24 protein-coding genes and 1 tRNA gene are annotated in these 25,608 nt (G+C 71.5%); 10 read left to right on the top strand and 15 right to left on the bottom strand.

The features are described 5' to 3' along the window. Positions 1-42: 42 nt before the first annotated feature. From ACIQU4_RS34185 to ACIQU4_RS34225, 9 genes are all read right to left on the bottom strand, one after another. On the bottom strand, positions 43-855 hold the full coding sequence (locus tag ACIQU4_RS34185) for an HAD family hydrolase (RefSeq protein ID WP_403739169.1): 813 nt from the start codon (positions 853-855) through the stop codon (positions 43-45). Further along, complete coding sequence (serS, locus tag ACIQU4_RS34190; protein WP_403739172.1) at positions 852-2,129, bottom strand: serine--tRNA ligase; 1,278 nt, start codon at positions 2,127-2,129, stop codon at positions 852-854. Before serS ends, ACIQU4_RS34185 begins: the two co-directional genes overlap by 4 nt. A gap of 526 nt (positions 2,130-2,655) precedes the next feature. Then, positions 2,656-3,591 carry a prephenate dehydratase gene (pheA, locus tag ACIQU4_RS34195; RefSeq protein ID WP_403739174.1) on the bottom strand — a complete coding sequence of 312 codons (936 nt, stop codon included), beginning with the start codon at positions 3,589-3,591 and terminating at the stop codon, positions 2,656-2,658. Positions 3,592-3,633: 42 nt separating this feature from the next. Continuing rightward, positions 3,634-4,917, bottom strand: coding sequence for an iron uptake transporter deferrochelatase/peroxidase subunit (gene efeB, locus ACIQU4_RS34200; protein WP_403739539.1), 1,284 nt, complete (start codon positions 4,915-4,917; stop codon positions 3,634-3,636). Then, entirely contained in the window at positions 4,914-6,896 is a 1,983-nt protein-coding gene (locus ACIQU4_RS34205) for a copper resistance CopC/CopD family protein (protein ID WP_403739177.1), read from the bottom strand. Before ACIQU4_RS34205 ends, efeB begins: the two co-directional genes overlap by 4 nt. Before the next feature lie 22 nt (positions 6,897-6,918). Then, positions 6,919-7,404 (bottom strand): copper chaperone PCu(A)C, encoded by a 486-nt coding sequence (locus ACIQU4_RS34210; RefSeq protein ID WP_403739180.1) that lies wholly within the window; start codon positions 7,402-7,404, stop codon positions 6,919-6,921. Beyond that, positions 7,401-8,051 carry an SCO family protein gene (locus ACIQU4_RS34215; protein WP_403739183.1) on the bottom strand — a complete coding sequence of 217 codons (651 nt, stop codon included), beginning with the start codon at positions 8,049-8,051 and terminating at the stop codon, positions 7,401-7,403. The genes ACIQU4_RS34210 and ACIQU4_RS34215 overlap by 4 nt, the downstream gene beginning before the upstream one ends. Before the next feature lie 107 nt (positions 8,052-8,158). After that, positions 8,159-8,866: a YcnI family protein gene (locus ACIQU4_RS34220; protein ID WP_403739187.1), complete on the bottom strand. Its 708-nt coding sequence runs from the start codon at positions 8,864-8,866 to the stop codon at positions 8,159-8,161. Between the two features lie 109 nt (positions 8,867-8,975). Further along, positions 8,976-9,800, bottom strand: coding sequence for a hypothetical protein (locus ACIQU4_RS34225; protein WP_403739190.1), 825 nt, complete (start codon positions 9,798-9,800; stop codon positions 8,976-8,978). A 219-nt stretch (positions 9,801-10,019) separates the two neighbouring features. On the opposite strand from ACIQU4_RS34225, the gene ACIQU4_RS34230 reads away from it, so the two are divergent. Next, positions 10,020-10,511, top strand: coding sequence for an ATP-binding protein (locus ACIQU4_RS34230; protein WP_403739193.1), 492 nt, complete (start codon positions 10,020-10,022; stop codon positions 10,509-10,511). Between the two features lie 121 nt (positions 10,512-10,632). Here ACIQU4_RS34230 and ACIQU4_RS34235 read toward each other — a convergent pair whose 3' ends face one another. Together ACIQU4_RS34235 and ACIQU4_RS34240 are read right to left on the bottom strand one after the other, a co-directional pair. Then, a complete protein-coding gene (locus tag ACIQU4_RS34235) occupies positions 10,633-12,099 on the bottom strand; it encodes an aminopeptidase P family protein (protein ID WP_403739196.1) in 1,467 nt (488 codons plus the stop codon). A gap of 105 nt (positions 12,100-12,204) precedes the next feature. Further along, positions 12,205-13,848, bottom strand: a complete 1,644-nt coding sequence (locus ACIQU4_RS34240) for a PP2C family protein-serine/threonine phosphatase (RefSeq protein ID WP_403739199.1) — start codon at positions 13,846-13,848, stop codon at positions 12,205-12,207. A 408-nt stretch (positions 13,849-14,256) separates the two neighbouring features. On the opposite strand from ACIQU4_RS34240, the gene ACIQU4_RS34245 reads away from it, so the two are divergent. Both ACIQU4_RS34245 and ACIQU4_RS34250 read left to right on the top strand, forming a co-directional pair. Next, a complete protein-coding gene (locus ACIQU4_RS34245; RefSeq protein WP_403739202.1) occupies positions 14,257-14,955 on the top strand; it encodes a bifunctional DNA primase/polymerase in 699 nt (232 codons plus the stop codon). 114 nt (positions 14,956-15,069) lie between these two features. Beyond that, positions 15,070-15,702 carry a hypothetical protein gene (locus ACIQU4_RS34250; protein ID WP_403739203.1) on the top strand — a complete coding sequence of 211 codons (633 nt, stop codon included), beginning with the start codon at positions 15,070-15,072 and terminating at the stop codon, positions 15,700-15,702. Positions 15,703-15,883: 181 nt separating this feature from the next. On the opposite strand, the gene ACIQU4_RS34255 is transcribed toward ACIQU4_RS34250, so the two are convergent. The 3 genes from ACIQU4_RS34255 to ACIQU4_RS34265 all read right to left on the bottom strand — a co-directional run bounded on the left by ACIQU4_RS34255 (position 15,884) and on the right by ACIQU4_RS34265 (position 18,559). Then, positions 15,884-16,858, bottom strand: a complete 975-nt coding sequence (locus ACIQU4_RS34255; RefSeq protein ID WP_403739206.1) for a DUF5926 family protein — start codon at positions 16,856-16,858, stop codon at positions 15,884-15,886. A gap of 215 nt (positions 16,859-17,073) precedes the next feature. After that, complete coding sequence (locus ACIQU4_RS34260) at positions 17,074-17,676, bottom strand: ATP-binding protein (RefSeq protein WP_403739208.1); 603 nt, start codon at positions 17,674-17,676, stop codon at positions 17,074-17,076. 85 nt (positions 17,677-17,761) lie between these two features. After that, positions 17,762-18,559 carry a glycerophosphodiester phosphodiesterase gene (locus tag ACIQU4_RS34265; RefSeq protein WP_403739211.1) on the bottom strand — a complete coding sequence of 266 codons (798 nt, stop codon included), beginning with the start codon at positions 18,557-18,559 and terminating at the stop codon, positions 17,762-17,764. A 224-nt stretch (positions 18,560-18,783) separates the two neighbouring features. Here ACIQU4_RS34265 and ACIQU4_RS34270 point away from each other — a divergent pair, with 224 nt between their 5' ends. The 6 genes from ACIQU4_RS34270 to ACIQU4_RS34295 all read left to right on the top strand — a co-directional run bounded on the left by ACIQU4_RS34270 (position 18,784) and on the right by ACIQU4_RS34295 (position 24,315). After that, on the top strand, positions 18,784-20,292 hold the full coding sequence (locus ACIQU4_RS34270; protein ID WP_403739214.1) for a S1C family serine protease: 1,509 nt from the start codon (positions 18,784-18,786) through the stop codon (positions 20,290-20,292). A gap of 126 nt (positions 20,293-20,418) precedes the next feature. Next, on the top strand, positions 20,419-21,324 hold the full coding sequence (locus tag ACIQU4_RS34275) for a LysR substrate-binding domain-containing protein (RefSeq protein WP_403739217.1): 906 nt from the start codon (positions 20,419-20,421) through the stop codon (positions 21,322-21,324). A gap of 99 nt (positions 21,325-21,423) precedes the next feature. Then, positions 21,424-21,978 carry a cysteine dioxygenase gene (locus ACIQU4_RS34280; RefSeq protein ID WP_403739220.1) on the top strand — a complete coding sequence of 185 codons (555 nt, stop codon included), beginning with the start codon at positions 21,424-21,426 and terminating at the stop codon, positions 21,976-21,978. After that, positions 21,978-23,036 (top strand): YeiH family protein, encoded by a 1,059-nt coding sequence (locus tag ACIQU4_RS34285; RefSeq protein WP_403739223.1) that lies wholly within the window; start codon positions 21,978-21,980, stop codon positions 23,034-23,036. Before ACIQU4_RS34280 ends, ACIQU4_RS34285 begins: the two co-directional genes overlap by 1 nt. A gap of 190 nt (positions 23,037-23,226) precedes the next feature. Further along, the gene (locus tag ACIQU4_RS34290; RefSeq protein ID WP_403739226.1) at positions 23,227-24,186 is read left to right on the top strand and encodes a trypsin-like serine peptidase; all 960 of its coding nucleotides are present in this window, start codon (positions 23,227-23,229) and stop codon (positions 24,184-24,186) included. A 39-nt stretch (positions 24,187-24,225) separates the two neighbouring features. Next, positions 24,226-24,315 (top strand) — tRNA-Ser (locus ACIQU4_RS34295). Positions 24,316-24,383: 68 nt separating this feature from the next. On the opposite strand, the gene ACIQU4_RS34300 is transcribed toward ACIQU4_RS34295, so the two are convergent. After that, positions 24,384-24,890 (bottom strand): GNAT family N-acetyltransferase, encoded by a 507-nt coding sequence (locus tag ACIQU4_RS34300; protein ID WP_403739228.1) that lies wholly within the window; start codon positions 24,888-24,890, stop codon positions 24,384-24,386. A 154-nt stretch (positions 24,891-25,044) separates the two neighbouring features. On the opposite strand from ACIQU4_RS34300, the gene ACIQU4_RS34305 reads away from it, so the two are divergent. Further along, positions 25,045-25,401, top strand: a complete 357-nt coding sequence (locus ACIQU4_RS34305; RefSeq protein WP_403739231.1) for a DUF6344 domain-containing protein — start codon at positions 25,045-25,047, stop codon at positions 25,399-25,401. Positions 25,402-25,608: the final 207 nt, after the last annotated feature.

The following is a 25,608-nucleotide window of genomic DNA, read 5'->3' on the forward strand; positions in this document are numbered from 1 at the left end:
GCGCGGGCTGTTCCGGACCTTCCCCGTTTCCCGGGCGGGCCGTCAGGCGGCGCCCAGCAGTCGCTCCAGCACCACCGCGATGCCGTCCTCCTCGTTGGAAGTCGTCACCTCGTCGGCCACCGCCTTGAGCTCCGCGTGGGCATTGGCCATGGCCACCCCGTGCGCCGCCCAGCCGAACATCGGGATGTCGTTGGGCATGTCGCCGAAGGCGATCGTCTCCGCCGCCTTCACACCCAGCCGGCGCGCGGCCAGCGACAGGCCGGTGGCCTTCGTCAGCCCGAGCGGCAGGATCTCCACTATCCCCGGACCGGCCATGACGATGTCGACCAGGGAGCCCACGGTCTCCCGGGCCACCTTGACCAGCGCGTCGTCGCCGAGCTCCGGGTGCTGGATGTACAGCTTGTTCAGCGGAGCCGTCCACACCTCCGCGGTGTCCGCCAGGTAGAGGGCCGGCAGGCCCTCCTGCACCTGGTAGCCGGGGCCGAACAGCACGTCGCCGTCCACCCCGTCCCGGCTGGCCGCGAGCGCCAGCGGACCCACCTCGGCCTCGAGCTTCGACAGCGCCAGACCGGCCAGCTGCCGGTCCAGCGTCACCGAGGTCAGCAGCCGGTGCGCCCCCGCGTCGTAGAGCTGCGCGCCCTGCCCGCACACCGCGATCCCCTTGTAGCCGAGATCGTCCAGCACGCCCCGGGTCCAGGGCACGGCCCGGCCGGTGACGATGATGTGCGCCGCGCCCGCTGCGGTGGCCGCGGCGAGCGCTTCACGGGTGCGTTCCGAGACGGTGTCGTCGCCACGCAGCAGCGTGCCGTCGAGATCGGTCGCGACGAGCTTGTACGGGAACGGGGCCGGGCTCACTTGGCGATCGGCTCCAGGACCTCGCGGCCGCCCAGGTACGGGCGGAGCGCCACCGGCACGCGCACGGAACCGTCGGCCTGCTGGTGGTTCTCCAGGATCGCCACGATCGTGCGCGGTACGGCGCACAGCGTGCCGTTCAGCGTCGAGAGCGGAGCGGTCTTCTTGCCGTCGCGGTAGCGGATCGACAGGCGGCGGGCCTGGAAGCCGTTGCAGTTCGAGGCCGAGGTCAGCTCGCGGTACTTGCCCTGCGTCGGGATCCACGCCTCGCAGTCGAACTTGCGCGAGGCGGAGGAGCCCAGGTCACCGGTGGCGACATCGATCACCTGGAAGGGCAGCTCCAGGCTGGTCAGCCACTGCTTCTCCCACTCCAGGAGGCGCTGGTGCTCGGCCTCGGCGTCCTCCGGCGCGACGTACGAGAACATCTCGACCTTGTCGAACTGGTGGACGCGGAAGATGCCGCGGGTGTCCTTGCCGTACGTACCGGCCTCGCGGCGGAAGCACGGCGAGAAGCCGGCGTACCGCAGCGGCAGCTTGTCGGCGTCGATGATCTCGTCCATGTGGTACGCGGCGAGCGGGACCTCGGAGGTGCCGACCAGGTAGTAGTCGTCCTTCTCCAGGTGGTACACGTTCTCCGCGGCCTGGCCGAGGAAGCCGGTTCCCTCCATGGCGCGCGGGCGGACCAGCGCCGGGGTGAGCATGGGGATGAAGCCGGCCTCGGTGGCCTGGGCGATCGCCGCGTTGACCAGGGCGAGCTCCAGCAGGGCGCCGACACCGGTCAGGTAGTAGAAGCGCGAGCCCGACACCTTGGCGCCGCGCTCGACGTCGATGGCGCCCAGCGACTCGCCGAGCTCCAGGTGGTCCTTGGGCTCGAAGCCCTCGGCGCCGAAGTCGCGGATCGTGCCGTGCGTCTCGAGGACGGTGAAGTCCTCCTCGCCGCCGACCGGGACGTCCTCGTGGACGATGTTGCCCAGCTGGAGCAGCAGCCGCTTGGCGGCCTCGTCGGCCTCGTTCTGCTCGGCCTCGGCGGCCTTGACGTCCGTCTTGAGCTGTTCGGCCTTCTTCAGCAGCTCTGCCCGCTCCTCCGGAGAGGCCTTGGGAATGAGCTTGCCGAGCGACTTCTGCTCATTGCGCAGTTCGTCGAAGCGCATGCCGGAGGACCTGCGACGCTCGTCGGCGGAGAGCAGCGCGTCGACGAGGTCGACGTCCTCTCCACGGGCGCGCTGCGAGGCACGGACACGGTCAGGGTCTTCACGGAGCAGCCGGAGGTCAATCACCCCTCCAGGCTACCGGGCTGGGCTTCCTGGGCTCACACCGATATCACGCTGCGTGTCGCTATGTACCAATTGTGGAGAATGGAAAACTCGGAACCCGCTGGCTGGAAGTGACCCTTCCGGGGTGGTCAATAAAAGCGGCCCATTCCCTGAAAAGGGGCACAAGCGCGGTATCCGGGCAGCCCCTGAGCAGGGCGGGAAGGTCTTCCTTGTCCACAGGAATTGTCCACCGCGGGGACTTGTCCACAGGCTGTGCGCCGGATCTGTGGACACGGAAATAGATCAATCCCCACCCGCGGCCCGTCGAGGCGATTCAGGGTTCAAACCACCCTCACACACTCATTCGGGTGGGAATGGCTCGCTCCAAAGAGTTGATCGGCGATGCGGGGGTGACGCCGTTCACCTTCCGCTCCCCAGCGCGAAACCTAGGCACCCCGACCGATTTGTCGACCTTGTCGCGTCATGATGTCGACTAGTCCACAGGTCCCCTCCCCGCCTGTGGATAACTCTGTGGACAGTGGGCGAAGAGCTACGTCCGGCCGTCGAGGCAGCGCGTCAGCCAGTCGGAAGCGGCCATGAAGTCACCGTCGGAGGTTCCGGGCCGGGGAGCGCGCACGTCACCCTGAGCGACACCGGCGCGGGGATAGGAGCCGAGGAAGCGGATCTGGGGGCAGGTGCGCTTGAGCCCCATGAGCGCCTCGCTGACCCGGCGGTCGGAGACGTGGCCCTCGGCGTCGACCGCGAAGCAGTAGTTGCCGATGCCTTCGCCCGTGGGCCGGGACTGGATCAGCATCAGGTTGACGCCGCGGACGGCGAACTCCTGGAGCAGCTCCAGCAGCGCACCGGGGTGGTCGTCGCCGAGCCAGAGCACGACGGAGGTCTTGTCGGCGCCGGTCGGCGCGGCCGGCCGGGCGGGCCGCCCGACGAGCACGAACCGGGTCTCGGCGTTCTCCGCGTCGTGGATCTCGGTGACCAGCGGGACGAGCCCGTACGTGGCGGCCGCGAACTCGCCCGCGAAGGCGGCGTCGAAGCGGCCCTCCTGGACCAGCCGGGCCCCGTCGGCGTTGGAGGCGGCCGACTCCCACACCGCGTCGGGCAGGTTCGCCCGCAGCCAGTTGCGCACCTGGGGCTGGGCGACCGGGTGCCCGGTGACGGTCTTGACGTCCGACAGCTTGGTCCCGGGCCGCACCAGCAGCGCGAACGCGATGGGCAGCAGCACCTCGCGATAGATCATCAGCGGTTCGCCGGAGGCCAGCTCGTCCAGGGTGGAGGTGACCCCGCCCTCCACCGAGTTCTCGATCGGCACCAGGGCGGCCGCGGCCTCCCCGTTGCGTACGGCGTCCAGGGCGGCCGGGACCGACACCATCGGGACGAGCTCCCGGGTCGCGGCTTCCGGCAGTGTGCGGAGGGCGGCTTCGGTGAAGGTGCCCTCGGGACCGAGATAGGTGAAGCGGGTGGCCGACATGTGATCAGCCTAATGCCGGGTCCCCGACCGCCGGGTTGCTGTTCATCCTTCGAGCAGCCGCTGCCCCACGTACTCCCCGTCACGGGGGCCGGGCGGGACCGCGTACAGCCCGCTGGACTCGTGCCGGATGAACGCCGACAGGGCGTCCCCCCGGTCCAGCTTGCGCTGGACGGGGACGAAGCCGCGCAGCGGATCGGCCTGCCAGCAGATGAAGAGGAGCCCCGCGTCCGGGGTGCCGTCGGCGGCGATCCCGTCGTGGAAGGAGAACGGGCGCCGGAGCATGGCCGCCCCGCCGTTCTGCTCGGGGGCGGAGATCCGGGCGTGCGCGTTGGACGGGATGACGGGCTTGCCGTCGGGGCCGATCTTGTCGAGGGCCATCTTGGTGGTCTCGGTGCCGCCGGTGAGGGGCGCGCCGGTGGCCTTCGTACGGCCTATGACCTGCTCCTGCTGGGCCAGGGACTGCTTGTCCCAGTCGTCGAGGAGCATCCGGATGCGCCGTACGACGGCGTACGAGCCCCCACCCATCCAGGCGTGCTCGGCGGGCCCGGGGCCGGCGGCGGGGACGAAGATCCGCTTGTCGAAGTCGGGCTGCGCGGGCTTCGGGTTGCCGGTGCCGTCGATCTGGCCCATGAGGTTGCGGGCGGTCATCGGTGCGGCGGTGGCGCCGGGGGACCGGTTGAAGCCGTTCATCTGCCAGCGGACCCGGGCAGCCTCCCCGGCCTCCTTCTGGAGGGCGCGCAGGGCGTGGAAGGCGACGAGCCCGTCGTCGGCGCCGATCTGGACCCACAGGTCACCGTTGCTGCGTTGGGCGTCGAGCCGGTCGGCGGAGAAGTCGGGCAGCGGGTCGAGTGCGGTGGGGCGGCGGGCGGCGAGGGCGGTGCGCTCGAAGAAGGAGTGGCCGAAGCCGAAGGTGATGGTGAGGGAGGACGGCCCGGCGTCGAGGGCGATGCCGGAGTCCTCGCTCGAGGCGGGCTGGCCCGCCATCAGCAGGCGGGCGGTGTCGGACCAGCGCCGCATCAGGGCGGCTGCCTCCTTGCGGCCCGCCCCCGGAGCCAGGTCGAAGGCGAGGACGTGGCCCTTGGCCTGGAGCGGGGTGGTGATGCCGGCCTGGTGCTCGCCCTGGAAGGCGACGTGGGTGGCGCCGAGGGAGGAGAGGCCCCCGGCGGACCCGGAGGCGCCCGCCGGGGAGTCGTCGAATGCGGAGTGCACGAGGGCACCGCCGGTGGCGCCGAGCGCGAGCCCGGCGGCGCCCGCGGCGCCGACGGTGCCCAGCAGTCGGCGCCGGGAGATCTCGATGTCGGGGTTGCTCTCGGTCACGCTGGTCAGCCGATCTTCACGTTCTTCTGCACGGTCGTCTGGTCGATGTCGGAGGTACGGACGGTCACGTCGAGCCGCCATTCCCCGGCCAGCGGCAGCTGGACGCCGGACGCGCTCCAGTGTCCGGGGGCCGCGCGCTCCGGAAGGAGCGGCAGGGGGCCGATGTCCTTGGCGGGGAGGGTGAAGGCGACCTTGATCTCGGGGATGTCGAGAGGCTGCCCCTGGGGGTCGTCGACCCAGACGTGGAGCGAGTTGGCGCCGACCCGGCCCGGGTCGAACTCGATTCGGACCGATCCCTTGCCGTTCTGGCCGCCGGTGTCGAACGGCAAGGTGATCTTGATGGCCCGGTTCGGGACGGCGGTGGACGCGGAGTCCCGCCCGCTCGCCTGCTCGGCGGTCCGGCCGGGTTCGGTGCTGGTGAGGACGGTGGTCACGGCGAGCAGGGCGATGGCGACCCCGGCCTCGGCGAGGACGGAGCGCCGCAGCCCCGCCCGGGCCGGATCGGCGTCGCGGACCTGCTTCTCACGGGCGCTCTCCCGGGCGGCTCGCTGCCGGGCGAGCTGGGCGGCCCGCTTGGGGTCCGCGGGGACGGTTACGGAGGCCGGCGATGTTTCACGTGAAACATCGCGTTGCCGGGCGATCTTGGCGGGCTTCCCGGCGGCGGCATCGGTGAGCCGTGCCGTCCACGAGCGGGAGACGTAGGCGACGGCGACGAGGACGGCGACGAGCCCGACCTTCAGCAGCAGGAGCTGTCCGTAGCTGGTACCGGTGAGGGCCGACCAGCTGCCGATCTGGCGCCAGGACTGGTAGACGCCGGTGACGGCGAGGACCAGGACGCTGACGAACGCCACCCGCGAGAACCGCCGGACCGCCTCGCGCTCGATGCCGGGAACCTTGTGGAGGGCGACGAGCAGCGCGGTGAGTCCGCCGAGCCAGGCGGCGACGGCCAGCAGGTGCAGGATGTCGGCGGGCATGGCGATACCGGGCTGGATGCCGGTCGAGGCGTGCTCGGACAGAGCCCAGGTGGCGGCGATGCCGCCGGCCACGACGGTACCGCCGATGCCGAGGCCGAAGAGCAGGTCGTTGGCCTCCTTGTCCGCCCCGCCGTCCTTCTCCGCGCTGCGGTCCTTCTCCTTGCCCTTGCGCTTGTCCGTTTCCCCGGCCTCGGCGGCCCTGCGGGCGTAGGCGCCGAACAGCACGGCGATGAACAGCGCGGCGGCGCCGAGGAGCAGCAGCCGGGAGACGAGTGAGGCACCGGTCTTGGTCTCCAGGACCGCCTTCAGACCGTCGAGGTCCAGCGCGTCGGCGAACTTCCCGGACCCCGTGTACGGGGTGCGGAGCACCAGCATCACGAGAGTGGCGGCGGTGAGCGTGACCCACGCGCGCACGATGAGCTTCTGCAGCGGGCGCTGCGCCGCGCCGCGCCGCCAGCACAGCAGGATGAAGGCCGCGCCGCCGACGAGGACGGTGAAACCGGCGTAGGTGGCATAGCGCGCGATGTCGTACGCGATGCCGACCGGTCCGCCGCCCGCCTGAGCGGTGGGCAGGGCCACGCTGGTCGCCGAGGGGGCGCCGATGGAGAAGGTGAAGGCCCCGGAGACGGGGTGGCTGTCGGCGGAGACGGCCTGCCAGGCGACCGTGTAGGTGCCGTCCGGCAGCCCGGAGTGCAGCGCGGTGCCGTAGCGGATGGTGGTTCCGCTGCACATGTCGCGCAGCTCGCCGGTGTCCACCCGCCTGCCCTGCGGGTCCATGACGCGGATGGAGTCGTCGCCCATGGCTACCTGCTCCGAGAAGGAGAGGGTGACCTGGGCGGGGGCCGTGGCGACCACCGCCCCGTCCTTGGGGTCGCTCGCGGTGAGTGCGGCGTGTGCCGAGGCCGGGCCGGCCGCGGTGAACAGGGCCGCCAGCAGGGCTGCGAGGACCAGCGCGAGCCGCGGCAGGAGTGCCGTGGCCCGGACGCGGGCCGGGGAGGGGGCGATGGCCGTCATGGCGTGTCAGTACCTCGGTCCGTCAGTGGGCGCTGGTGTTCTGGGCGTTGTACGTCCGCTCCTTGACGTCCAGCTCGACCTTGACCGGGTCGGCCTTCTCGAAGCGCAGCTCGACGGTGACCTTGTCGCCGACCTTCGGCGTGCTCTTCAGCCCCATGAGCATGACGTGGCTGCCGCCGCGTTCCAGCCGGAGCTCACCGTTGGCAGGCACGTCCATGGCCGCGACCTGCTGCATCTTCTGGTCCTTGGCCTCGTGGATCTGAAGATCGTCGGAGATGGGGCTGGTGACGGCCGTGAGCTTGTCGGCCGTCTTGGACTCGTTCTTGATGACCATGAACGCGCCGGCCATCTTGTCGTTCACGGGCTCCGGCATGAAGGCGCCGCTGACCGCCATCTTCGGCTTGTCCGCGCCGGCCTTGGCATCGGAGTCCGAGGAGCAGCCGGATATGGCGAGCGCTGCCGTCAGGGAGAGGGCGGCGGCGAGGGTACGGGTGGTGCGGGCGTTCACGGGGTCTCTCCCTTGGCGATCTTCGGCAGGTCCTTGGCGTAGTCGTCGACGGTGGTGCCTTCGCCGTAGAGGAGGTATCCCTCGTCTGTCTTGGGCGAGAACGCGATGACCTGGGCACCGTGCATGGAGACGACCTTGCCGTCGGCCAGCTTCGTCGGTGCCTCGATACCGATGCCGAGCTTGCGCGCGGCGGCCTGGATGGTGGCGAAGTCCCCGGTCAGTCCGGTGAAGGACGGGTCCTGGGCCTTGAGCCACGCGCCGAGGGAGTCGGGGGTGTCCCGTTCGGGGTCGGTGGTGACGAACACGACCTGGAGCTTGTCCTGGTCGGCCTTCGGCAGTGCCTTCTTGGCGACGGCGATGTTGCTCATCGTCAGGGGGCACACGTCGGGGCAGTTGGTGTAGCCGAAGTAGATGAGCGTCGGCTTGCCCTTGGTCTGCTCGCGCAGGTTCCACGGCTTGCCGGTGGTGTCCGTCAGGACCAGCTCCGGCTTGTCGAAGGGGCGGTCGAGGACCGTGGCCTTGCCGGCCTTGGACTGGCCGGTGAGCGAGGTGACCGCGTCGGTCTTGGCGCCCTCACCGCCGCAGGCGGTGAGGGTGAGCGCGGCCGCCGCCACGAGGGCGGCGATCGTCACGCGAGTGGTGCGCATGGAGAGATGTCCCTGGGATCGGGGATGCGGTGCGGGCGGGCCGGCCTCGAAGGAGGGCCGGCTGCGCGCGTTCTGGACAAGGGGATACGGCCTGGGGCCGCTCCGGGTCAGGAGGCGCGGCGACGCGAGGCGACACCGAAGGCGACACCGCCGAGGCCGATGACGATGCCCGCGATGCCGAGGGCCCGCGCGGTCGTGTCCGAGGTGCTCTTGGCGGCCTCGTCGTGGCCCTTGTCGTCCTTCGCAGCGGCGGCGTTCTTGTCGTCGTGGTGGTCGTCGGCGGCCTTGGCCGCGGTCAGCTTCAGGACGGGAGCCGGGTTCTGCGGCTCCGCCGCGCCCGCCTTGGTCTCCTCGATCCAGCGGACGACCTCGTTGTTGTCGTACGTCTGGATCGCCTTGAAGACCATCTGGTCGGCGTTGTCGGGCAGCTTGCCGACGGAGACCGGGAACTGCTGGAACTTGCCGGGCTCGATCTTGCCGCCGCTCCAGGTCACCTTGGTGACGACCTCGTTGACCTGCTTGCCGTGCACGGTCAGCGGCTTGTCGAGCTTGGTCTTCTCAACGTTGGAGGTCCAGCCGGGAATCTCCTGCGGCATGACGGACGTCAGCGGCTGGTCGACGGGGAAGTTGACTTCCAGCTGCGTGGTCGAGGCGTTGTCGCGCTCGTTCGGAACCTTGAAGTTGAGCGTCGCGTAACCACCCTTGGCGGCTTCGCCGATGGGCTGCACGCCGACGTGCGCGAAGGCGGTGCCGGACAGGACGAGGACGGCGCCGGCGGCAACGGCGGCGGCGAAGGAGACGCGAGAGGTCTTCATGGCGGAAACACTCCACAGAGGCAGGGGTGACGGTGGCTCCGTGCACGGGTGCGCGCGGAGTTCGCGGCACCGGTGCTTCCGCCGGGTGCTCCGGGGAGGGGGTGCCGCGTCAGGCTGCGAGGGCGAGCGCCGTGCGGGGCGGCCCGCGCCTGATCACCGTGTGCTGGAGTGCGTCCCGGCCGGTGTGCGTGGAGGGTTCGGCAGCGGTACGGACGACCCGCGGGGCAACGCCCGGCGTGCCCGCGAGCCCGGAGCCGAGGGCCCGTACGAAGGCCAGCGCGGCGCGCAGCGGACGTACGGGATCGGCTTCGGCGGAGCTGCGGGACAGCTCGACGAGCCGGAACAGGGCGGCGTCGCCGCGCCCCAGCAGCCAGCCCGCGGCCAGCGCGGCCAGCAGGTGCCCGACGAGCATGCCGGTGCTGAACAGGCCGGTGGCGGGCGCCGCGGCGGCCTGCGCGAGGTGCGCGTGGCCGGCATGGACCGGTGCCGCTCCCTGCGCCGCGGCCTGGGCGGCCATGGCGGTCGGATCCAGTCCGGCGGTCTCCAGAATCTGCCGGGCGTCGGCCGGGCTGAGCGGGACGGAGTTGCCCCCGCAGACCAGCCGGGCGGCGAGCGCCGCGAGCGAGGTGTCCGCGGGGACGGGTGCCTGGGCCGCGGCGGCGCTGTGCTGGCCGAGGCCGAACACCGCGTGCAGTCCGAGCTGTCCGAAGGCGAGCCCGGCGGCGATGCCGGGCAGCGAGCGCCGGCGGCCCGCCAGCGGGGCGGCGACCGCGAACACGGCGAGAAAGGCGATGACGAGGGCCCACCAGGGCACCGCGGCGCAGGACGCCAGGGCGTGCCCGGCCGCGGACAGCACGACGCAGACCGCGGTGAACACCGCGGCCCGGATCAGCCGGAGTCCGGCTCCGGCGGGCGTCGCGTGGGGGACAGTCATGGCCGGGCCATCATCGCACTGCCCTCACACCGTCCATACGGCAGGTCCGGAAGGTCGCGAGTGCCCCTGTACGAGGGCTTCACCTCGGGCGTCCCGGCCCGGGCGGAGGCCCGTACGCCGCCGCATACACCGCTGCTTCGGAGTGCCGCATCGGCCGAATGAGGGCTGCGGCGGCCGCCTGGGGCTTACGCCCCGCCGCGGGCGGCAATACGTAACCGTATGAGCATCTGGTGGTCTCTCCACTTGAGGCGCGAAGCCGCGAGCGTGCCGCTCGCCAGGCGATTGCTGCTGGGGACGATGGAGACCGCGGGGGTGGATCCGGACATCTCCTTCGATCTCTCGGTGGCACTGAGCGAGGCCTGCGCGAATGCGGTGGAGCACGGCGGCCCGGCGGCCGAAGCCGGTGCCGGAGCGGAATCCGTCACGGAGGCGTGCGCGGCGTACCGCGTCACGGCGTACCTGGACGGGGACTGCTGCCGCATCGAGGTGACCGATTCGGGCCCGGGTTTCCCGGCGGCCACGGTCTCGGGGCACAGACCCCCGCCGGCCGGCCCCTCCGAACCCTCGGAGAGCGAGCACGGCCGGGGCCTGTGGCTGATCGCGGAGCTCGCCGACCACGTCAGATTCCGCAACCGGCCGGGCCATGGCGCGGTGGTCAGCTTCGACAAGATCCTGAAATGGCGTGAGGGAGCGCTGCTGAAGGTGTCGTAGCGGCGGAAGGGCTCCCGGATGCGCCGATGGACGGGACTCGCGTACGAGATCCCGCCCATCGGAGGCGAACTCAGGTCCGGCCGGAAGCCGGCCGGAAGCCGGCCGAAGGACCGGCAGGGCGTCAGGCCTTGAGGCGCGCCATCCACGCCTCGACATCGGCCGACGCACGGGGCAGCCCGGCCGACAGGTTCCGGTTGCCGTCCTCGGTGACCAGGATGTCGTCCTCGATCCGGACGCCGATGCCCCGGTACTCCTCGGGCACGCTCAGATCGTCGGCCTGGAAGTACAGACCGGGCTCGACGGTGAGGCACACGCCCGGCTCCAGCGTGCCGTCGACGTACGCCTCGGTGCGCGCGGCGGCGCAGTCGTGGACGTCCATGCCGAGCATGTGGCCGGTGCCGTGCAGGGTCCAGCGGCGCTGCAGGCCGAGCTCCAGGACGCGCTCGACCGGGCCCTCCAGCAGGCCCCACTCCACGAGCTTCTCGGCGAGCACGTGCTGCGAGGCGTCGTGGAAGTCGCGGAACTTGGCACCCGGCTTGACGGCGGCGATGCCGGCTTCCTGGGACTCGTACACCGCGTCGTAGATCTTGCGCTGGACGTCGGTGTACGTGCCGTTGACCGGCAGCGTGCGGGTGACGTCGGCGGTGTAGAGGGAGTGGGTCTCCACACCGGCGTCGAGCAGCAGCAGGTCGCCCGAGCGGACGTCGCCGTCGTTACGGACCCAGTGCAGGGTGCAGGCGTGCGGGCCGGCGGCGCAGATGGAGCCGTAGCCGACGTCGTTGCCCTCGACGCGGGCGCGCAGGAAGAAGGTGCCCTCGATGTAGCGCTCGGACGTGGCCTCGGCCTTGTCCAGGACCTTCACGACGTCCTCGAAGCCGCGGACGGTGGAGTCGACGGCCTTCTGGAGCTCGCCGATCTCGAACTCGTCCTTCACGGCGCGGGCCTCGGAGAGGTAGACGCGAAGCTCCTCGTCGCGTTCCTTGGTGACCTTGTCGGTCAGGGCCGTCTCGATGAGGGAGTCGTGGCCGCGGACGCCCCGGACCGGGCCCTCGGCCTCGGCCAGCTCATCGGCGAGCTTGCGCACGTCCCGGGCCGGGATGCCCAGCAGCTGCTCGGCCTCGGCGAGGGAGTGGCGGCGGCCGACCCACAGCTCGCCCTGGCCGGACAGCCAGAACTCGCCGTTCTCGCGGTCGGAGCGGGGCAGCAGGTAGATGGTGGCGGTGTGGCCGGTCCCGCCCGTGGGCTCGAGGACCAGCACGCCGTTCTCGGTCTGGTCGCCGGTCAGGTACGCGTACTCGGTCGAGGCGCGGAAGGGGTACTCGGTGTCGTTCGAGCGCGTCTTGAGGCGGCCCGCGGGCACGACCAGGCGCTCGCCGGGGAAGCGCGCGGACAGCGCGGCGCGGCGGGCGGCGGTGTGCTCGGCCTGGGCGATCGGCTCCAGCCCGTGCAGCTCGGTGTCGGCCCAGCCCGTGCGCATGTTCTCCGCGAGTTCGTCGCTGACGCCCGGGTACAGCCCGTTCTTGCGCTGCTTGTGCTTCTTCTGGGGCTGCTCTTCTTCCGGGGTCTCCGGGGTGAGCTCGTCAGCCACGTCTTCTCCTCAGCTACGACACGTACGACAGCTACTACAGGACCGGGTACGGACCGCATCCATCGTATGTGTGAGGGGAAGACGCCCGGCGGCGGGTGTGATGAATCAGTCAAAACGGGCAGCGAGCAGGACGATGTCCTCCACTCCGTCCTCCGTGGCGGCCATCGCGGCGGTGGTGGCGGACGCGGCGGAAGCCGCCGGGACGGGGGCCCGGCCGGCCGGCGCGACCGCGGGATCGTCCGAGGGCAGCACCGTCCGCAGGATGTGGTCACAGATGGCCGCCGGGTCGTCCCGAATGCTCCGGGGCACCCCCGCGGCGGCGGCGTGCAGCCGTGCGTAGGCCCGGTCCATGGGGTCGCCGGTCCGCCGCAGCAGCCCGTCGGTGTACAGCAGCACCGTTTCTCCAGGTGCGGGTTCGATCTCCACGCTCGGCGCCTCCCAGCACGACAGCATCCCGAGCGGCGCGGAGAGCGTGGTCTCCACGTACTCCGTGCGGTGCTCGCCGATGAGCAGCGGCGGGGCGTGCCCGGCCCCGGCCAGGATGATCTTCCTCCCCCGGCTGCCCGAGTGCGGGGTCCCGGCGGGTTCGCAGTACGCGAAGAGCGCCGTCGCGCAGCGCGCGGGTTCGGTCAGACGCAGCAGCAGTTCCAGGTCGGACAGGACCGCCACGGGGTCCTCCCCCTCCATGACGGCGTACGCGCGCAGCGATGCCCGCAGCCGTCCCATCGCGGCGACGGCACTGGGCCCCGCGCCCGTGACGGAGCCGACGGCCAGCCCCAGGGCGCCCTCGGGCAGCGGCAGCGCGTCGTACCAGTCGCCGCCGCCGAGCGGTCCGGTGTGGTGGCGGGCCGCGAGCTGGACCCCGGGGATCCGGGGGAGCCGGCTGGGCAGCAGTTCCTCGGCGACCGTGGCCAGGCGGCTGCGGGACCGTTCCACCTCCAGCATCCGGGCCAGGTGCTCGGCGGCGTGCCGGACGTAGAGCCCCGCGAGATCGCGCTGGCGTTCGCTCGGCTCGGCCTGCTCGTCGTAGAGCCAGACGGCCGCGCCGAGTCGGCCGGTGGCCTCGGCGGTCAGCGGCAGCGCGTAGCTCGCGGCGTAGCCGAGCCGGGCGGCGACCTCGCGGTGGCGGGGGTCGACCGGGGTGCCGCACCCGCCCGAGCCGGGGGCGGCGTCGGGTTCGGGTTCGGGGAGCACCTCGGAGCCGCCCCGGGCGTCGGGGAGTCCGTCGAGGATCCGGCCGTACGAGGTCGCGGCGCGCGGGATGGTCTCGATGTGCCCGAGGTCCGCGCGGCCCAGGCCGAGGCCGATCGTGGTCGTCGGGCCGAGGCCGTCGGAGGGCTCCAGGACGATCAGGCCGCGGCGGGCGCCGACGAGGGCGGCTCCGGCGCGCAGGAACTCCTGGAGGGAGGAGTCGAGATCACTGGCGCGCGCGAGGCGCTCGGTGAGCTCGTGGAGGGTGGTCAGGTCGGAGACCATACCCGCCAGCCGGTCCTGGATCAGCGTGCTCGGTCCGGGTACCGCTGCCGCAGCCGGTGCGGGGGCGGTTCGGGCGGGCGTGGGCGCCGCAGTCTGCGGGACCGCGGTAACTGCTGGATCGATTCCAGCCACTTTCGGCAGATGCGGGGCGCTCATGGCGTCCGCCTTTCCACCTGGTGCGATTCGCCATATAGCATCGCAAACCCCCAGATCGTGCTGCGCCGCCATCAATGAATCCACATCTACACGCACACGAGGATCGATGTCCAGCATTGCCCAGGTGGGAATCCTGGTGTCCGTGAGACGGCAACTCACTGTCCAGCCAAGGCTAGAACTTGGCTGGAAAAAGCTGGAAGCGGACGGTTTTTGCGATCGACTGGTCGGGCGCCGGAGTGGCTCCGGGTACCTAATCGGTGGTGCCCGGGGAGAGTTGGCGCAGCCCGGCGGTCGCCGGGAACCGCCCGGCTCGGCCCGTCGTCCTTAGCGGCGGCAGCCGGTCTCGGCATCGGCGCGGGTCGCGTTCCGCCCCCGCCGGACGTTTCATGGACCCGTAAGAAAACTGCACGAACCGTGTGAACCTGCTTCAAGGCGGACAGTGACGCGAAACGTGTACGTGTGGTGAAACACCGGTTACATGGTGTGATGTGGCCCTCGGCGTTCAACGGAAAGGAACGAGCGCTCATGCGCGAGATCCTCGGAAGGCGTCTCCAGCGGCTCCGCAATCGCTTGAAAACCCTTCGCTCCGCCCCCGGGCAGAGCGGTGATCAGGCCCTCCTCGACGCGGCGCTCACCTGCGCCACCGACTGGCAGTGGCCGGTGCTGCCCGGCGTCGGCCGTTCCGGCGCCGACAGCAACCGGTGCGCCTGCCCCGACCCCGACTGCGTCGTTCCGGGCGCGCATCCCTTCGACCCCGGGCTGCTCGCGGCCACCACCGACCCCCGGATGGTGTCCTGGTGGTGGACCAACCGGCCCACCGCTCCCGTACTGCTGGCCACCGGTGGGTTCGCGCCCTGTGCCGTGAGCCTGCCGGCCAACGCGGCCGCGCGGGCCGTCGTACGGCTGGACGCGCAGGGGATGCGGCTCGGTCCGATCGTGGCCACGCCCACCCGTTGGGCGCTGCTGGTCGCGCCCTACTCGCTGGAGCGGCTCGGCGAACTCCTGTACGCCAAGGACCATGTGCCCTCCGCGCTGCGCTTCCACGGCGAGGGCGGCTATCTGTTGCTCCCGCCCTCCCCCGCCTCCGGCGGCGGGCAGGTGCGGTGGGAGCGCGACCCCGCGGACGCCGGCGGCCTGTGGCTGCCCGAGGTCGAGGCCGTCGTGCACGCGCTGGTCGAGGCGAGCAGCGGGGCCTCCGGCGGCGGCAGCCGACTCGCGTACTGATCCGGTGCTCCGGGCACCCGCCGATCACTCGTACGGGTGTCAGCGCGACGAGTTTCCAAGGGAATTGGGCGCGGGGATCTCCGCGCCCCATTCCGGGATCGCTATCTTCGCCGAATGAATCTCCGCTTGATCGGTATCAGCGCCGGTGTGCTGATCATCTTGTCGCTCCCGCTGGCAGGAGCGATCGCCGGACCGGATTTCGTCGGTCAGGACGACGGAAAAGGCGGTGGGCTGCTCTCCTCGCTCGGACTGACCGATCCGGAGGGCGGATCGCGTACGCCGAAACCTGCCGCCGGACCCGCGCGGCAGGCCGAGCCGCCGCGGGCCGGGGAGCCGCAGCCGGGGCATCCGGGGCAGCCGCACGCGCAGCAGCCGCAGCCCGGCCCGTCCGAGCAGCCCCGTACGGATTCCCGCTGCGGCCCCGAACTCTCTTCCCCGCAAGGCCTGGAGGCGCAGACCTGCGTCCTGGTGGGCGATGGCCGGACCTGGGGCCGCAGCTACTACCGCAACACCAGCGGGCGCGCACTGGACGCCGTTCTGACGGTGATGGGGCCCGCAGGGCGCACGGTGCAGATCCGCTGCGCGCTCGGGGCCGGCGACGAGCCGGGGCTGTGCGAAACGCCGCGTGAGGACTCTGCGGGGGCGCCGGACGCCTACTCGGCAGTTGCGGAGTTTGCAGTTCCGGATGATGAAGGCCGGCTGCTGCTGAGGTCCGGGAGCAACTCACCGGCACCGGCCGACGGTTGAGCGACGGCGGAAATGGAAGGGCCCGGTCGCTGGCGACGGGGGATGCACCAGCGACCGGGCTACAAGAACGGTAACAAGAGATCGCCTGTTCGCAAATTCGATCTCTGATATTCAGACAGCGATTTGCAGGCGATTAGCGGGAGTTGTGACCCCAGTCACCGGTCCTGCGGGTGCTCGGCGGTCAGCTGAGCGTGACCTGGCGGTTGGTCAGCCCGCCGCGCGCCCGGCGCTCCTCCGCGCTCAGCGGGGCGTCCGCGGCCAGGGCCGTGGCCAGCCGCTCCGCGAACTCCGCCGCGGGCTTCTCCACGTCGTCGGCGGTCACTCCGGTGGGCAGGTCCCAGACGGGGACCATCAGACCGTGCGCCCGGAACGAACCGACCAGTCGGGTGCCTTCGCCGAGCGAGGAGGTGCCTGCGGCGTGCAGCCGTGCGAGGGCGTCGAGCAGCTTCTCCTCGGGGTGCGGCATGACCCAGCGCAGGTGGTTCTTGTCCGGGGTCTCGCACCAGTAGGCCGCGTCCACGCCGGCCAGCTTGACGGTGGGGATGGCGGCGGCGTTGGCCCGCTCGAGGGAGGCGGCGATCTCCGGGGAGGCGTTCTGGGCGCTCTCCGCATCCGGAATCCAGAATTCGAAGCCGCTGTGCACAACCGGCTCGAAAACGCCGTCCGTGTCCAAGAGATCCTGAAGTCGCGGACCCTCGGCGGGAACGCGCCGGGCAGCGACCGGGGTACCCGGTTCGGCGACGAGCGCGCGCTCCAGGGTGTCGGCCATGTCCCGGGCGAGGTCCCCGGTGGTCGAGTCGTTCTGGAGGCCGAGTAGGACGGAGCCGTCCTCGCGGCGCAGCGCCGGCCAGGCCATCGGCAGTACGGTCACCAGCGTGACGGACGGGACGCCCTCGGGCAGGCCGCCCTTGAGCGTGAGCGGGATGGTCGCCGCGGGCACGAGCTCGCGCAGCGCCACCCAGTCGCACTCGCCGGGCAGGCCCTCGAAGGGGCGCGCCACGTGCTCGGTGACGGCGTGTGCGGCGGCTGCGCCGTGGCAGGCCTTGTAACGGCGCCCGGATCCGCAGGGGCAGGGCTCGCGTGCGCCCACCACCGGGATCTCCCCGTTGTTGAGCTGCGGCTTTGCAGTCTTCGCTGCGGGGCGCTTCTTGGCCATCGTGGGTGTCTCCCGGTTGCGGCGGTACGGCGTTGTGTCTGGGCGCGAGCCTAGCCGTTCGTACCGCCGCAACCGGGAGGGTGCGGCCGGGAGCACGGTCGGCGTGCGCTCCCGGCGGCCGCTCGTTCTGGTGGCCTGTGTTGCGGTCGGGGATCCGGGTCAGGGATCCGGGTCGTGATCGGGATCCGGGTTGGGGATCCGGGTCGGGGATCCGGTCACGGATGAAGGTCGTCGAAGGCCGTGCTGAAGTCGATCGCCGGGGGCGCAACGCGCGTAGCGAAATCCTCGTGCCGGGCCCCGCACGCAACCGTCACCCATACGGTGACCTCGCCTGCCGCACCGTCCCGGACACCCCAGTCCTGGGCGAGGGCGCTGATGATGTTCAGCCCCCGGCCGCCGCGCGCGGTGACCGAGGGCGTGGCCGGAACCGGGCGGGTGGGACCGCCCCCGTCCGTGACCTCGACCGTCAGCCGCCCCGCCTTGTCGATGCGCCACGCGGCGCGTATCTCCCCGTCCCCGATCTCTCCGGCGCCCAGTGGTCTGCCGTGCCGGCAGGCGTTGCTGAGCAGTTCGGAAAGGATCAGTACGGCGTCGTCCACGACCGATTCGGACACCCCGCTCATACGCAATTGCTCACGCATGCGGCGTCTCGCCTCGCCCACGCCCGCAGGACCATGGCATACGTCCATGCGCGAAGACGTGGGCACCTCCTGTGCCACCACCAACGCCACCCCCGGAACCTCCTTAGCCCCACGCCATGGTCTGGATGCCCCAATGGCCTGGACCGGAAACCGACCGGGCGGAGGCCTCTGACGCATTCATGTCGGGCGATTGCGGAGCGGATGCGCCGGTGCACACCCTGTCACGCATGCGACGTGCGGGACGGGTGGGCAAAAGGGGACGTCAGCGCCCGAGCTGTGACAGAACTTGTCGCGGCCTGTTCGTGATGATTGCTTCCACGCCCAGATCAGCGCAGAGCTGAACGTCTTCCGGTTCGTTCACGGTCCATACGTGTACGGAGTGGCCCGCGCTCTGGAGCTTGCGGATGAAACCGGGGTGGTTGCGCACGATGCGCATCCCGGGACCCGCGATCCGCACCCCGGCCGGCAGTCGCCCGTCGCGCATCCGGGGCGAGATGAACTGCATCAGGTACACGGTCGGGATCGTCGGCGCGGACGCCCGCACCCGGTGCAGGGAGCGCGCGGAGAAGCTCATGACGCGGACCGGGTGCGGACCCTCGGGGGGCGGCGCGTCCAGCCCGAACCGCTTGAGGAGGAAGAGGAGGCGCTCCTCCACCTGTCCGGCCCAGCGGGTCGGATGCTTCGTCTCGATGGCGAGCTGCACCGGCCGGCCGGCGTCCGAGACCAGCTCCAGCAGCCGCTCCAGGGTGAGCACGGAGGTGCGCTCGGGGTCGGCGTCCCAGTCCGGGGACTCCTCTCGGTCCTTCCAGGAGCCGAAGTCGAGCGCGGCGAGGTCGGCCAGTTCGAGGGCGGAGACGGCGCCGCGGCCGTTGGAGGTGCGGTTGACCCGGCGGTCGTGGACCAGCACCAGATGGCCGTCGGCGGTGAGCCGGACATCGCATTCGAGGGCGTCGGCGCCGTACTCGATGGCCTTGCGGTAGGCGGCCAGGGTGTGCTCGGGGGCATCCTCCGAGGCACCGCGGTGGGCGACGACCTGGATGGGCGGCAGTGCGTGGGTCACCGGGTCATGGTGCCACCGAGAAGGCCCCGGATGTCGGGCTCCGCCGTGCGGATGCGCCCGGAATGCCGGACATAAAGAATGAGGAGGACGCACAGGTCCGGCTTACAGTGCTCTGACGGGTCATGGGGAAGGCTTTTCCCAGGAACTTGTGCGGCACGTCGAACGTTCAGTCGGACCGAATCGCCAGTTTTTCTGAAGCCGTGTGTGACGAGGAGAAGAGCGCTGTGAGCACCGAGAACGAGGGCACCGCGGCCCCGACGCCCCCCGCGGCCCCGTCCGCACCCCCGGTGGCCGCTCCTGCCCCCGAGACGCCTGCACCCGCACCGGCCGCGGAGGCCCCGGTGGCCCCGGCGGCGGAGCCGGTCACCCAGCAGCTCCCGCCGACGCCCGCATCCGGCACGGAGCCGACCCAGCAGATCCCGCCCACCCCGGCCCCCGCACCGGCCCCGGGCTACGCCCAGGCTCCCGCGCCGCAGGCCTCGGCCCCGGCCGCTCACGGCGCCGAGGGCTGGCCGCCCCCGCCTCCGGTGGTCCCGGCGTACGGCTCGGGCGGCGGCCACGACGGCGGAACCTGGGGCGCGCCCCCGACCGCAGACGGCTTCCCGCCCGCCAAGCCGAAGGGCAAGGGCGGCATGATCGCCGCCGTGCTCGTGGCGGCCCTCCTCGCGGGCGGCGTCGGCGGAGGCATCGGCTTCTGGGCCGCCGAGCGCAGTGAGAACGGCGTCGGCTCGACCACGGTCGCCGCGGGCAACACCCCCAAGGACCTCAAGCGGGAGACCGGCTCGATCGCGGGTCTGGCCGCGGGCGCGCTGCCCAGCGTCGTCACCATCGAGGCCTCGGCCGGCGACGGCGAGGGCGGCACCGGCACCGGCTTCGTCTACGACCAGCAGGGCCACATCCTCACCAACAACCACGTGGTGGCCTCCGCCGCGAACGGCGGCAAGCTGTCCGCGACCTTCTCCGACGGCAAGAAGTACGAGGCCGAGGTCATCGGCCGGGCCCAGGGCTACGACGTGGCCGTGCTCAAGCTGAAGAACCCGCCGTCCGGCCTCAAGCCGCTGCCGCTCGGCGACTCCGACAAGGTCGCGGTCGGCGACTCGACCATCGCGATCGGCGCCCCCTTCGGCCTGTCCAACACGGTCACCACGGGCATCGTCAGCGCCAAGAACCGCCCGGTGGCCTCCGGCGACGGCTCCGGCGGCAAGAACTCGTACATGAGCGCGCTCCAGACGGACGCCTCGATCAACCCCGGCAACTCCGGCGGCCCGCTGCTCGACGGGCGCGGCGCGGTCATCGGCATCAACTCCGCCATCCAGTCGGCCGGCAACGGCGGCTTCGGCGGTGGCCAGGCCGGGTCCATCGGCCTCGGTTTCGCCATCCCGGTCAACCAGGCGAAGAACGTCGCCGAATCGCTGATCAAGACCGGCAAGCCGGTCTACCCGATCATCTCCGTCTCCGTGGACCTCCAGTCCAAGACCGACGGCGCCAAGATCTCCGAGCAGGGCGCGCCCGCCAACGACCTGGTCGACCCCAACGGTCCGGCCGGCAAGGCGGGCCTCAAGCCCGGCGATGTCATCACCCGGTTCGGAGACAAGCCGATCGACAGCGGCCCGACCCTCATCAGCGAGATCTGGACCCACAAGCCGGGCGACGTGGTGAAGCTGACCTACCTGCGCGACGGCAAGCCGAACACCGTCGACATCACCCTCGGCTCGCGGGTCGGCGACAAGTAACGACGGCCAAACGACGGCCGACGGCTGCCCCGGTACGCGAGGGACCGGGACCGCTGGCTTGATGGAGAGGGGCCGTGGGCGCGAATACGCCTACGGCCCCTCCCAACGTCCGCTTATGCTTCCCATGTGTTCGATTCGCGGCACATACGCACTTTCCACGAGGTGGTCGCCTCCGGGTCCTACTCGGCGGCCGCCCGTGCTCTGGGGTACACCCAGCCTGCGATCACCCAGCAGATGAAGGCGCTCGAACGCGCCGTCGGCACCCCGCTCTTCACCCGGGTCGGCCGCAAGATGCAGCTCACCGAGGCCGGCGAGTCCATGGCCCGGCACGCCGAGTCCATCCTCGGCAGTCTCTCCGCCGCCGAGGCGCAGCTCAAGGCGTACGCCCGCCTGCGCACCGGGCGGGTCCGGCTCTGCGGCTTCCCCAGCGCCAACGTCACCCTGGTCCCCGAGGCTCTGAGTGACCTGGCCAAGGATCATCCGGGCATCCAGGTCGAGCTGTTGGAGGGGGAGCCCCCGGAGTCGCTGCGCCGGCTGGAGCGCGGGGAGTGCGACATCACCCTGGCCTTCACCTATCCCGGGCTCCACGAGGAGGTCCCGGAGGAGGTCACCGAGGTCCGGCTCCTGGAGGACCAGCTGACCGTGCTGCTCCCGACCGGGCACCCGCTGGCCCGGCGGCGGGCCGTGCACCTGGCGGACCTCGCGGAGGAGCGGTGGATCGCCGGCTGTCCGCGCTGCCGGGCGAACCTGCTGCACGAGTGCGCCGAGCTGGGCTTCGTGCCCGACATCCGATTTGCCACGGACGACAACCTGGTCGTGCAGAGCATGGTCGGACAAGGGCTCGGCGTGGCGATGATGCCCGCGCTCGTGCTGCCCTCCCTCTCCCTGAGCAAGGTGTGCGGGCGGCCGCTCCAGCCCGCCGCCCGCCGGCACATCGCCGCGTACGTCTACCGCGACCATCTGCGCATCCCGGCGACCTCCGTGGTCCTCAACGCGCTCAGGCAGGTGGCTTCGAACCGCGTCGGCTGCTGACCGCCGGGCGGTCTCTTCCCCGAACCCATAAGCAGTGCTTGGGATTTCAGGTGAGAACTGTCGTTGGACGTGATGGGTGGGCTGTTCGACGCTGCTCATATGACCACCACCACGCCGGCCCGTACGACCGCGAGGATGGCCGCCCTCGTCAGTGAGATCCGTACGGTCGTGGACCGGGGCCTGGCCCCGGACCTGACCGCCTACCTCGTCGGCGAGCGCGTCGCCCCGCACCTGGGCGCGCCCGACCTGCTCACTCCCGAGCAGCGCGAGGGGGACCCCGACCGGTACCGGCAGCACGTCCTGCACGCCGAGCCGGACGGCAGCTTCTCGGTGGTCGCGCTGGTGTGGATGCCCGGCCAGGAGACCGCCATCCACGACCACGTCTCCTGGTGCGTGGCCGGGGTGCACGAGGGCGAGGAGAGCGAGCTCCGCTACCGGCTGGCCCCCGCGACGGGAGACACCTGCGCCCGGCTGGTGGCGACCGAGCACGTGGTCAACGGCCAGGGTGATGTCTGCGGATTCGCCCCTCCCGGCGATATCCACAAGGTCTACAACTCCTGTCGCACCACGGCGATATCCGTTCACGTCTACGGAGCCGATGTCATCCGCCTGGGCAGCAGCGTCCGCCGCGTCTACACGCTTCCCACAGACTGATGGCGCTGCTGAACCGCCCTGTACGCGGGGCGGACACCGAGGGTGCCGGGCATGTTTCACGTGAAACATCCTCGTCCTGGCCAGGGTTGGCGATGGCGGCGGCCGGAGTGCTGGTGGCGTGGGGCGTGCACCGGCTGGTGCCCGCGGTACCCATGCTGACCGCGTCGGTGGTGCTCGGCATCGCGGTGGCCCACCTCCCGGGCATACGCGAGGTCGTACGCGGAACAGCCCGCCCGGGCCTCTCGCTGGCGGGTCGGCGGCTGATGCGGATCGGCATCGTCCTCCTGGGCCTCGGCCTGGGTCTGGACCAGGTGCTCCGGCTGGGCTGGGCCACGGTGGCGATGGTGGCCGCGGTGGTCGCCGCCACCTTCTTCGGCACCCTCTGGCTGGGCCGCCGGCTCGGGCTCCCGGGCGACCAGCCACTGCTGATCGCCACCGGGTACTCGATCTGCGGGGCCTCGGCCATCGGCGCGGTGAGCCAGGTGTCGGGCAGCGACGAGGAGGACGTGGCCGCCTCGGTGGCGCTGGTGACCCTGTGCGGGACACTGGCCATCGCGGTCCTTCCGCTCCTCCAGGGCCCGTTGGGGCTCTCGGACCCGGCCTTCGGGCGCTGGGTCGGCGCGAGCGTCCACGACGTCGGCCAGGTAGTGGCCACCGCCCAGACCGCAGGCCCGGGCGCGCTCGGCGAGGCCGTCCTGGTCAAGCTGATGCGGGTGGCCCTGCTGGCTCCGCTGGTGGCCGCAGTGGCCTTCTCCGTACGGGCGCGGCGGCAGGGCGTACGCATGCCCTCGGGACGCCGCCCGGCGCCGGTCCCGCTGTTCGTGGCCGGGTTCCTGGCGGCGGCCGGGCTGCGCGCCACCGGGGTGCTGCCCGACGCGGCTCTCGACTGGGCACACACGGCGCAGGAACTGCTGCTGGCAGCAGCCCTGTTCGGGCTGGGCAGCGCGGTGGACCTTCCCCGGCTGGCCCGGACCGGCGGCCGGGCCGCGGTGCTGGGGCTCGGGGCCTGGCTGGTGGTGGCCGGGGTCTCGTACGCGGGCGTGCTGCTGACGGTATGACGTCAGCAGGCGGACTCCCGCGGTCCGTCGAAGGGAGTTGGCCAATTCCTGGCCGGAACCGACCGAACGTTCTGACCGTCTCCTGACTTCTCGTGCCGCACGTGCGACCCTGCGGCCGATCCGCACCGACAGCTCTTCACCCCCACCCTGCCCGTTCCGACGGGACCGGGCACGGCAGAAGGAGTCCTGCGTGAATCGTCATCGCACGGCAGCATCGGTCCTCATGGCGGCGGGCGCCCTGATCGCGGGCGCGCTGACGGCGGCCGCCCCTTCGGCCGCAGCCGACTCCCCGGCCTCGTTCGAGCAGCAGCACACCCAGGGTTTCTGGACCGCCGAACGGATGCGCGGCGCCACCCCGCTGGACGTGACGGCGGCGCCGGGGACCGGGCGGGCGCCGGCCGTGGCCGCCGGCAGGCCCACGGTGGTCGCCCCGACGGCGGTATCCGCCGCAGTGGCCTCCCCGACGTCGTTCCCGCAGGCGGGCGGAGCGTGGACGGGCGGCGGGGCGGTGGTCAAGACCTCGGGCCGGGTCTTCTTCACCTTCGGCGACCGCACGGCATCCTGCTCCGGCGACTCGATCACCAGCGCCAACGGCAGCACGGTCATCACCGCCGGTCACTGCGTGAAGTACCAGGGTGCCTGGCACACCAACTGGATCTTCGTACCCGCGTACGAGAACGGGAACGCGCCCTACGGGCAGTGGTCGGCCACCAAGACCTTCGCGACGGACCAGTGGGCCGCCAGCGAGGACATGAACATGGACGTCGGCCTCGCCGTCGTGGCCCCGCTGAACGGCCAGAAGCTCAGCCAGGTCGTCGGAGCCCAGGGGATCCTGTTCAACGGCGGCTACAACAAGAAGATGTACTCCTTCGGGTTCCCGGCGGCCGCCCCGTACGACGGCACCAAGCTGGTCTACTGCAGCGGGAACACCGGCAAGGACTTCCTGCTGACCAAGGACCACGGCCTGGGCTGCAACATGACCGGCGGCTCCAGCGGTGGCCCCTGGTTCCAGGACTTCAACGAGGCCACGGGCCTGGGCACCCAGGTCTCGGTGAACAGCTTCGGCTACACGTTCCTGCCGAACCGGATGTTCGGCCCGTACTTCGGCAACGAGGCGAAAGCGGCCTACGACAAGGCCCAGAATTCCTGACCCAGCCGCCCCCCACCTGCCGGTACTCTGTACCGGCCAGGTGGGTTGCCCGAGCGGCCTAAGGGAACGGTCTTGAAAACCGTCGTGGCAGCGATGTCACCGTGGGTTCAAATCCCACACCCACCGCCAGCTCAGCGAACGCGCTGATCAGATGGGGCGCCCCTCACCAGGGGCGCCCCTTCGTCATACGGCCCGTTTCACCCCGGCAGCACAGCCCGCCAGTCGTTGCTCGTGTGCCACTGGCCGGGCGGGTACTCGAAGCGGGTCTCGCCGAGCAGTACGAAGCCGGCCGCGCGGCAGACGGCGTTGGATGCCCCGTGTTCGACGGACGGGAAGGCGTGCAGGTGGCGGCGCGTGCCGTGCGCGGCCGCGTGGGCGATGACCGCGCGGGCCGCCTTGGCGGCGAGGCCGCGGCCCTGGAACTCGGGGAGGATGCCCCAACCGGTCTCGTAGACCTCCTCGTCCTTCCATACGCGCTCCCAGAAGGCGATCGTGCCCACGCTCTCGCCCTCGGCGACGATCCGGAACACCCGTCCGGCCGCCGGCTCGCGGGCGCTGAGCGCCAGATACCGCTGATGGCGGTCCTTGAGCTTGGCGTCGGTCTCCGGGCCGCCGAGATGTTCGGTCATGACGGGCTCGTTCTTGCGCAGCAGCAGCCAGAAGTCGCCTTCTGCCCAGGGCGCGAGCTCCAGGGTGGTGTCCATCCCGCCACGGTAGGCACAAGACGCTCGCTAGGCCCTTTGAGTGGTGTTTGTCGGAAGATCGGCGCGGGTGGTGGGGGCGCTGCGGTTGCGACCACATCATGACGAATGTATGCAGATCCGCCCGTCGGAACATCGCGAAACGAAGGACCTCGTCATGGCTCACCGCATTACCGTCACGTCGATCTGGACCGCTGTCGTCGCCGTCGTCGTCGCGCTCCTCGCCTCCCTCGGGTTCGGCGCCAAGGCCGCGCCGGCCGCCGCCTCCACCGCCTCCGTTCCCGCTCCCTCCCGCCGTGCGGCCGTAGCCGTACGCCGGACGGCCCGGCCGGCGGGCCGGCGGAGCTGGCGGGCGATGATGCGGGGCGGTTCGCTCCCGCCGACCATCAAGCAGCGGATCCGCGCCGAGGCGCACGGCAAGGCCCCGTCCGTCCGCCGCTCGACCACCGCCGCCGCGTCCTTGGCCGGGAACACCGCCGCAGTCGGCCGCGAAGAGCTCGACCTGGTCGCGTAGCGCCCGTACGGCGTCGTGCGCTTCGCGCAGTAGGGGGTAGGCAGTAGGCGGTAGAGAGCAGTAACGGCAGCAGCAGGCGCTGGAGCCCGGTCGGCAGGTCGCGGCCGCGGATCGCGCCGGAGATGTGCCCCCGGAGCGGGGCACGGTGGGATGGCCCCGGCGGGCGCCGGGGGCGCGCAGGGGGCGTGAAGCCTGGCATTGCAGGGC

Origin of the sequence: Streptomyces sp. NPDC090741, assembly GCF_044769045.1 — a bacterium.
In the GTDB taxonomy this organism is placed as follows: domain Bacteria; phylum Actinomycetota; class Actinomycetes; order Streptomycetales; family Streptomycetaceae; genus Streptomyces.

Excerpts from the sequence above, each read along its gene's own strand:
- ACIQU4_RS34305 (WP_403739231.1), top strand. The coding sequence starts at position 25,045 with ATGGCTCACCGCATTACCGTCACGTCGATCTGGACCGCTGTCGTCGCC.
- ACIQU4_RS34225 (WP_403739190.1), bottom strand. The coding sequence starts at position 9,800 with ATGACTGTCCCCCACGCGACGCCCGCCGGAGCCGGACTCCGGCTGATC.
- ACIQU4_RS34205 (WP_403739177.1), bottom strand. The coding sequence starts at position 6,896 with ATGACGGCCATCGCCCCCTCCCCGGCCCGCGTCCGGGCCACGGCACTC.
- ACIQU4_RS34220 (WP_403739187.1), bottom strand. The coding sequence starts at position 8,866 with ATGAAGACCTCTCGCGTCTCCTTCGCCGCCGCCGTTGCCGCCGGCGCC.
- ACIQU4_RS34240 (WP_403739199.1), bottom strand. The coding sequence starts at position 13,848 with ATGCTGGACATCGATCCTCGTGTGCGTGTAGATGTGGATTCATTGATG.
- ACIQU4_RS34280 (WP_403739220.1), top strand. The coding sequence starts at position 21,424 with ATGACCACCACCACGCCGGCCCGTACGACCGCGAGGATGGCCGCCCTC.
- ACIQU4_RS34285 (WP_403739223.1), top strand. The coding sequence starts at position 21,978 with ATGGCGCTGCTGAACCGCCCTGTACGCGGGGCGGACACCGAGGGTGCC.
- ACIQU4_RS34260 (WP_403739208.1), bottom strand. The coding sequence starts at position 17,676 with ATGCGTCAGAGGCCTCCGCCCGGTCGGTTTCCGGTCCAGGCCATTGGG.
- ACIQU4_RS34230 (WP_403739193.1), top strand. The coding sequence starts at position 10,020 with ATGAGCATCTGGTGGTCTCTCCACTTGAGGCGCGAAGCCGCGAGCGTG.
- ACIQU4_RS34250 (WP_403739203.1), top strand. The coding sequence starts at position 15,070 with ATGAATCTCCGCTTGATCGGTATCAGCGCCGGTGTGCTGATCATCTTG.
- ACIQU4_RS34255 (WP_403739206.1), bottom strand. The coding sequence starts at position 16,858 with ATGGCCAAGAAGCGCCCCGCAGCGAAGACTGCAAAGCCGCAGCTCAAC.
- ACIQU4_RS34300 (WP_403739228.1), bottom strand. The coding sequence starts at position 24,890 with ATGGACACCACCCTGGAGCTCGCGCCCTGGGCAGAAGGCGACTTCTGG.
- ACIQU4_RS34245 (WP_403739202.1), top strand. The coding sequence starts at position 14,257 with ATGCGCGAGATCCTCGGAAGGCGTCTCCAGCGGCTCCGCAATCGCTTG.
- pheA (WP_403739174.1), bottom strand. The coding sequence starts at position 3,591 with ATGTCGGCCACCCGCTTCACCTATCTCGGTCCCGAGGGCACCTTCACC.
- ACIQU4_RS34215 (WP_403739183.1), bottom strand. The coding sequence starts at position 8,051 with ATGCGCACCACTCGCGTGACGATCGCCGCCCTCGTGGCGGCGGCCGCG.